Below are 6,944 nucleotides of genomic sequence, written 5' to 3' on the forward strand. Positions count from 1 at the left end.
GGGGCGCGTCGCATTCCGAGAGACATCCGTCTCAGGGTGTGGGCACCGGGCTGGACGTGACGTGCGACGCCGTAATGTGTACGAGGTGACCGTGAACGCTGAAACCCAAGCCCCCGCCACCAAGGCGACCTGGCGAGACCTTCCCGCGGCGCAGCAGCCTTCGTACCCCGATGCCGAGGCCCTGCGCGCTGTCGTCGCGGACCTCGAGTCGTATCCTCCCCTCGTGTTCGCGGGTGAGTGCGACCAGCTGCGCGCCCGTCTGGGAGCCGTCGCCAAGGGCGAGGCGTTCCTGCTGCAGGGCGGCGACTGTGCCGAGGCCTTCGACGCCGTGTCCGCCGAGCACATCCGCGCCAAGCTGAAGACGCTGCTCCAGATGAGCGCCGTCCTGACGTACGCGGCCTCCGTGCCGGTCGTCAAGGTCGGCCGCATCGCCGGCCAGTACTCCAAGCCGCGCTCCAAGGACACCGAGACCCGCGACGGCATCACCCTGCCGACCTACCGCGGCGACTCCGTCAACGGCTTCGCCTTCACCGAAGAGGCCCGGATCCCGGACCCCGAGCGGCTGAAGCGCATGTACCACGCGTCGGCCTCCACGCTGAACCTGGTCCGCGCCTTCACCACCGGCGGCTACGCCGACCTGCGCCAGGTGCACGCCTGGAACCAGGACTTCGTGCGGTCCTCCCCGTCCGGGCAGCGCTACGAGCAGCTCGCGCGGGAGATCGACAACGCGCTGAACTTCATGAAGGCCTGCGGCACCGACCCGGCCGAGTTCAAGGCGGTCGAGTTCTACGCCTCCCACGAGGCGCTGCTCCTGGACTACGAGGGCGCGCTGACCCGCACGGACTCGCGGACCGGCAAGCTGTACGACACCTCGGGCCACATGGTGTGGATCGGTGAGCGCACCCGCCAGCTGGACCACGCGCACATCGAGTTCTGCTCGCGGATCGCCAACCCGATCGGCATCAAGCTCGGCCCCACGACCACCGTGGACGAGGCGCTGACGTACATCGACCGCCTGGACCCCGAGCGCGAGCCCGGCCGGCTCACCTTCGTCGTCCGCATGGGCGCCGACAAGGTCCGCGACAAGCTCCCCGAGCTGGTCGAGAAGGTCACCGCGTCCGGTGCGACCGTCGCCTGGGTCACCGACCCGATGCACGGCAACACCTTCGAGGCGGCCTCCGGCCACAAGACGCGTCGTTTCGACGACGTGCTCGACGAGGTCAAGGGCTTCTTCGAGGTCCACAAGGCGCTGGGCACCCACCCGGGCGGCATCCACGTCGAGCTCACCGGTGACGACGTCACCGAGTGCGTGGGCGGCGGCGACGAGATCTTCGTCGACGACCTGCACCAGCGCTACGAGACGGCCTGCGACCCGCGGCTCAACCGCAGCCAGTCCCTGGACCTCGCGTTCCTGGTGGCCGAGATGTACCGCGACCAGTAGGAAACGCGATCAGTACGTGGCTTCGTACGACGGTGGGGCACGGATCGATGTGATCCGTGCCCCACCGTCGTATCCAGGTCTTTTAGGGGACCCTAAGTTTGGGTATGGTTAGGTAAGCCTCACCGAATAGGGGATGGCTCGCCGAACCATTCCTGCCAGGGAGGTGAACCGCGTGTACGTCTGCTCTTGTTTCGGGATCACCGACAAGCAGGTCAAGGACCACGCGGCTGCCGGGGCCTGCACCCCCCGCCAGATCGCCTCGGCTACCAAGGCCGGCACCGACTGCGGTTCGTGCGTGCGCACCATCCAGGGCATCCTCGGCCGCGGGGCGTGCCCGCGCCGCGAGCTGCTGGAGACGGGCAACGCGGCGACCGCGCTCACCGCGGACCCGCTGCTCGCCGAAGCGGCCTGACGCGCCTGCGGCCGGACTCCCGCGGCCCGGTCGTCGTCGGCTGCGCTCTAGCTCTCCGGCTGCTCGATCAGCTGCGCGATGTAGAGCGGCTCACCGATGCTCTCGATCAGTTCCAGCTGGGTGTCGAGGTAGTCGATGTGGTGCTCCTCGTCCTCCAGGATCTCCTCGAAGAGACGCGCGGAGGTGATGTCGCCCTTGCCGCGCATGACCTCGATGCCCCGCTTGAGGCGGTCGATGGCCTCGACCTCGACCTGGCGGTCCGCCTGGAACATCTCCGTCAGCGTCTGGCCCACGCGGACGTGGAAGAGGCGCTGGTAGTTGGGCAGACCGTCGAGCATCAGGATGCGCTCGGTGATCTTGTCCGCGTGCTTCATCTCGTCGATGGACTCGGCGCGGGTGTAGTGGGCGAGCTTCGTCCAACCCTTGTTGTCCTGGATGCGGTAGTGCAGCCAGTACTGGTTGATCGCGGTGAGCTCGCCGGTCAGCTGCTCGTTGAGAAACTCAAGGACCTCGGGGTCGCCCTGCATCGCAGAGGCTCCTTCCAAGCAATGTCAGCTAAGTGACTGGGCAGGTGCGCGCATCCTTGCACCGCCGCTCGGGGGCGTCCAGTAAGTGCCTCCTTAGTGGGAGTTGCAGTGACTTGCCCGAATCGGTCCAGACCTGGTCATGACCACCCCGACGAGTCTGTCACCATGGAGTCATGGGTCAGCCGGAAAGCCGGGAATCTCCGGGAGCAGAGCAGTTCGAGCTTCCCCCGGGGCAACGGTTGCAGCGCGGCTGGCCGGTCACCCATTACGGGCCGGTCCCCAAGTTCAAGCCGGATCGCTGGGAGTTCCGGGTCTTCGGTGCGACGGCCGACGGTGACAAGCACTGTTGGAACCACGAGGAGTTCGCGGCCCTGCCGTTCGAGTCGGTCGTGGCCGACCTGCACTGCGTGACGAAGTTCAGCATGCTCGGAGCCGAATGGGGTGGGGTCCGCGCCCGCACCGTCCTCGCGCTCGCCCCGCCGGCCCCCCAGGTCACGCACGTGATGGTGTGGGCCGAGTACGGCTTCAGCTCGAACATGCGATTGGCTGATTTCGCCGCGGACCGGACGGTCTTCGCCACCCATCAGGGTGGCGAACTGCTGACCGCCGAGCACGGTTTCCCGCTGCGGCTGGTGGTCCCGCACCTCTACGCCTGGAAGGGCCCCAAGTGGGTCCGCGGCATCGAGTACATGACCGCCGACCGGCGGGGTTTCTGGGAGGAGCGGGGCTACCACAACGTCGGTGACCCCTGGCGCGAGCAGCGCTACTCGTACCAGGAGGAGCCGGGGGACGGCCCGGAGCTCTGACCGCCGCGCTTCAGTGGTGGTACTGGTGGACGACCGCGTGGCCCTTGCCGCGGCCGATCATCCACTTGTTGACCGGTGTGGTGATCACGAAGGCGGCCGCGAGCGCGATCGCCAGCACGATCCAGAACAGCGGGTCGGAGAGGTGGGCGTCCATGGCGCCCGGCCACAGGGTGATCACCCCGTTGTCGATCAGCTCCATCACGGCGATCGAGAGGGTGTCGGCCGCCAGCGCCACCCGGACGGCCGTACGCAGGTCCACGCCGGCGCCGAGGATCCCGCGCAGGGTGAGCGCGTAGCCGAAGAAGAACGCCAGGACGATCGCCAGGATCATCGTGGCCAGGTTTCCCCAGCCCAGCGCCGTTCCGATGATCATGCCGAGCACCTCGCCGATGGCGCATCCGGTGAGGCAGTGCAGGGTGGCCTTCGCCGCCGTGCCCCAACTGACCCGGCCCCGGCCGCCGTCGTGGCCGCCGGCGTGGTGGTTCGCGTGGTCGTGGTGGGCGTGGTCCGCGTGCGCGTGGTCCATCGAGTACCCCCTGGGCAATGGCTGGAGAACGGGTCCGTGATGACGGAACCGTATACCCCCCTGGGGTATTCCCCGGGCGATGGTCGCCCGGTGTGTCACCGCGGGCCGCGCAGCTCCTTCAGCAGCGCCACGTCCGCCGCGTGACCTTCCTTGCCGCCCGGTGTCTCGATGATCAACGGCACCCCGTCCATCGCCGCGTGCGTGAACAACTCGGCGAAGGCGTCCCGGCCGATGTGCCCCTGGCCGATGTTCGCGTGCCGGTCCTTGTGGGCGCCGACGCCCTCCTTGGAGTCGTTGGCGTGGACGAGTTTCAGCCGGCCCTCGCCCACCGTCTCCACCAGGAGATCCAGCGTCCGCTTGACGCCGCCCGTCTCCGCCAGGTCGTGTCCGGCCGCGAAGACGTGGCAGGTGTCCAGGCAGATCCCGAGCTTCGGGTGGTGGTCCAGGGCGTCGAAGTACGGCCCGAAGTCCCAGGTGCGCGAGCACAGGCTGAAGCCCTGACCGGCCGTGGACTCCAACAGCAGGAACGGGTCGTCCTCGTGCGTCAGTTCGTCCAGGAGCGGCAGCATGTGCTCCCTGACCTGCGCGTACGCCTCCTCGCGCGGCCGGCCTCCGGTGGCCGAGCCGGTGTGGACGACCACGCCGAGCGCGCCGATCTCACGGCCCCGGCGCAGCGAGTGGCGAAGGGACTCCACCGACTTCTCGACGGTCGCCTCGGTGTGCGAGCCGAAGTTGATCAGGTACGGCGCGTGCACGTACGCGGGGATCGACTCCCGCGCGCACTCCTCGCGGAACAACGCGTCCTGCGCGGGATTGCCGACGGGCGTCGCCCAACCGCGAGGATTGGCCACGAAGACCTGGACGGCCTCGGCGCCCATCTCGCGGGCGTACGCGAGACCGACCGAGGCGAGGCCGCCCGCGACGGGGACGTGCCCGCCCACCGGATTGTGTGTCACGTGCCTACAGCCCCTTGGTCTTGATCGTGATCGTGCCGCCCTCGGGGGCGTTCTGGCCGCCCGGCACGGACTGGCTCTCCACGGTGTCGCTGAAGGACAGGAAGGGACGGTCCACCTTCACCTTGAAGCCCGAGCCCTCCAGGACCTTACGGGCGGCGTCCACATCCTGGCCGGTGACGTCCGGCACCTGGACCTGGCGGGGCCCCTTGGAGAGGGTCAGGGTGACCGTGTCGCCCGCGGCGGCCTGGGCGCCGGCCCCGACCGACTGCTTGGCGACCGTACCGGCGGGCGAGGCGGAGTTGACCTGTTCGGCCGCCGTGCCCACCTTCAGACCGAGGCCCTCCAGCGCCGACCGGGCCTCGTCCGCGGGCCGGCCGGTGACGCTCGGCACCCGGACCGGGCTGCCCTTGCTGACGACGATCGCCACCGCCGTGTCGGGAGCCCGCTTCTCGCCGCCCGCGGGATCACTGCTGATGACGGAGCCCTGGGCGACGTCCTCGCTGAACGCCTGGGTGACGATCCCGGGCGCCAGTCCGACCGCCGTCAGCTCGGACTTGGCGGCCGCCAGGGGCTTGCCCTTCAGGGCCGGCACGCTCACCACCTCGGGACCCCGGGAGAGGGTGAGGGTGACGGCGTCGTTGCCGCGGATGCGCTTGCCGCCCGGCGGGTCGGTGTTCATGACGGTGCCGCGGTCGAAGGCGTCGCTGAACTTCCGGTTGACGCCCTTCACACCGAGCCCGGCCGCCGAGAGCTGCGACCTGGCCTCCTGCTCCGACTTGCCGAGCAGGTTGGGGACCTTGGTGAACTGACCGGAGTTGATGTACCAGACACCGGCCCCCAGACCGAGGGCCAACAGTATGCCCGCGACGATCAGGAGCGGGCCGCGCCGGGGCGCCCGCAGGCCCCCCGCCGGCCGACGCCGGGGCGGGATCGGCGCGGGCGACTCCAGGCGCGAGGTGTGGTGTACGGGCTGCTGCGCCGTGACGGGCCGCGCGATCACGCTGGTGCGGTCCTCGGAGGCGGGCCGCTCCTCGGCCCGGGCCCGCGGCGGCTCGGCGTCGAGTTCCGCGTCGGTCAGCCGGGCGCGGGCTTCGAGCGTCAGCCCGAGCAGGGCTGCGGCGTCGGAGGGGCGCAGCTGCGGGCTGCGGGCGGCCGCCAGCGCGACGAGTTCGTCCAGGCCGGCGGGCAGCCCGGGGACGGCGGCCGACGGGGGCGGCACGTCCTCGTTGAGGTGCTGGTAGAGCACCTGGGCGGGGCTGCCGCCGTTGTGCGGCTTGGCGCCCGTGAGCATCTCGTACAGGACCACGCCGCAGGCGTAGACGTCCACGCGGGTGTCGGTGATCCCGTTCTCGATCTGCTCGGGCGCGAGGTAGGAGACGGTGCCGAGGACCGAACCGGTGGTGTTCGTGACCGAGTCCACACTGCGGACCAGACCGAAGTCGGCGACCTTGACCCGACCGTCGTCGCCGATCAGCACGTTCTCGGGCTTCATGTCCCGGTGGACGAAGCCGGCCCGGTGGGCGGCGCCGAGGGCGGCGAGGACCGGTTCGAAGATGTCGAGGGCGGCCCGGGGCCGCAGCGCGCCCCGCTCGCGGAGCACGTCGCGCAGGGTGCAGCCGGAGACGTACTCCATGGCCAGGTACGTGTACGGGCCGTCCGTCCCCTGGTCGAAGACCGCGACCACGTTGGGGTGGGCGAGCCGCGCCACGGACTTCGCCTCACGGATGAAGCGGTCGACGAAGACGCCGTCGGCGGCCAGGGCCGGATGCATCACCTTCAGCGCGAGGATCCGGTCGAGACGGGTGTCGAGGGCCCGGTAGACCGTGGCCATGCCGCCGGCCGCGATTCGGGCGTCGACGCGGTAGCGGCCGTCGAGCACGCGCCCGACGAGGGGGTCATCCAGGGTCGTATCCACCCGGCGATTCTACGAGCGACGCGGAGTGCGCCGACGCGGGCGGGGGCGGTTGCAGCGCACCTGTGACGCGCCGGTGGCTCCGCCGGTCGATCCGGCCCCCCCGCCGGTCACTACCAGCCCCGCCGGCGTTTGAGGCGCGGGTCCGGGCGGAGCCCGCGGAACCCCGGCCCTTTCAGCCCCGCCGGCGTTTGAGGCGCGGGGTCCGGGGCGGTGCCCCAGGTAACCCCGGCTCCGCCGGGCAGGGGGGGGGGGGGGGCGGCCCCCCCCCCCCCCCCCCCCCGGGGGCGGGCGGGGGGCGCCCCCCCCCCCCCCCCCGCCCCGCCGGGGGGGGGGCGCGCCCCCCCCCCCGCCCCGCCGGCGG

Annotated in this window: 7 protein-coding genes; 3 read left to right on the forward strand and 4 right to left on the reverse strand. The window is 70.8% G+C overall.

From position 1 onward, the window contains the following. The first annotated feature begins 85 nt into the window (after positions 1 to 85). Together ACIRO3_RS12270 and ACIRO3_RS12275 are read left to right on the forward strand one after the other, a co-directional pair. A complete protein-coding gene (locus tag ACIRO3_RS12270; protein WP_267801164.1) occupies positions 86 to 1,441 on the forward strand; it encodes a class II 3-deoxy-7-phosphoheptulonate synthase in 1,356 nt (451 codons plus the stop codon). A 133-nt stretch (positions 1,442 to 1,574) separates the two neighbouring features. Further along, entirely contained in the window at positions 1,575 to 1,853 is a 279-nt protein-coding gene (locus tag ACIRO3_RS12275) for a bacterioferritin-associated ferredoxin (RefSeq protein ID WP_404135268.1), read from the forward strand. A 47-nt stretch (positions 1,854 to 1,900) separates the two neighbouring features. Here the strand turns inward: ACIRO3_RS12275 and bfr are convergent, their stop codons facing one another. Further along, positions 1,901 to 2,380, reverse strand: coding sequence for a bacterioferritin (gene bfr / locus ACIRO3_RS12280; RefSeq protein WP_030233303.1), 480 nt, complete (start codon positions 2,378 to 2,380; stop codon positions 1,901 to 1,903). A gap of 173 nt (positions 2,381 to 2,553) precedes the next feature. On the opposite strand from bfr, the gene ACIRO3_RS12285 reads away from it, so the two are divergent. Then, a complete protein-coding gene (locus tag ACIRO3_RS12285) occupies positions 2,554 to 3,186 on the forward strand; it encodes a sulfite oxidase-like oxidoreductase (protein WP_267801166.1) in 633 nt (210 codons plus the stop codon). Between the two features lie 10 nt (positions 3,187 to 3,196). Here ACIRO3_RS12285 and ACIRO3_RS12290 read toward each other — a convergent pair whose 3' ends face one another. The 3 genes from ACIRO3_RS12290 to pknB all read right to left on the reverse strand — a co-directional run bounded on the left by ACIRO3_RS12290 (position 3,197) and on the right by pknB (position 6,583). Then, complete coding sequence (locus ACIRO3_RS12290; RefSeq protein ID WP_404135272.1) at positions 3,197 to 3,712, reverse strand: DUF4396 domain-containing protein; 516 nt, start codon at positions 3,710 to 3,712, stop codon at positions 3,197 to 3,199. 95 nt (positions 3,713 to 3,807) lie between these two features. Next, on the reverse strand, positions 3,808 to 4,668 hold the full coding sequence (locus ACIRO3_RS12295) for a deoxyribonuclease IV (RefSeq protein ID WP_361784494.1): 861 nt from the start codon (positions 4,666 to 4,668) through the stop codon (positions 3,808 to 3,810). A 4-nt stretch (positions 4,669 to 4,672) separates the two neighbouring features. Then, entirely contained in the window at positions 4,673 to 6,583 is a 1,911-nt protein-coding gene (gene pknB, locus ACIRO3_RS12300; protein WP_404135275.1) for a Stk1 family PASTA domain-containing Ser/Thr kinase, read from the reverse strand. Between the last annotated feature and the right edge of the window lie 361 nt (positions 6,584 to 6,944).

This window comes from Streptomyces sp. NPDC102278 (assembly GCF_044766345.1).
Classification (GTDB): Bacteria; Actinomycetota; Actinomycetes; order Streptomycetales; family Streptomycetaceae; genus Streptomyces.

Bases quoted from the DNA above. Each gene is read 5' to 3' on its own strand.
- bfr (WP_030233303.1), bottom strand. From the start codon at position 2,380: ATGCAGGGCGACCCCGAGGTCCTTGAGTTTCTCAACGAGCAGCTGACC.
- ACIRO3_RS12290 (WP_404135272.1), bottom strand. From the start codon at position 3,712: ATGGACCACGCGCACGCGGACCACGCCCACCACGACCACGCGAACCAC.
- ACIRO3_RS12275 (WP_404135268.1), top strand. From the start codon at position 1,575: ATGGCTCGCCGAACCATTCCTGCCAGGGAGGTGAACCGCGTGTACGTC.
- ACIRO3_RS12285 (WP_267801166.1), top strand. From the start codon at position 2,554: ATGGGTCAGCCGGAAAGCCGGGAATCTCCGGGAGCAGAGCAGTTCGAG.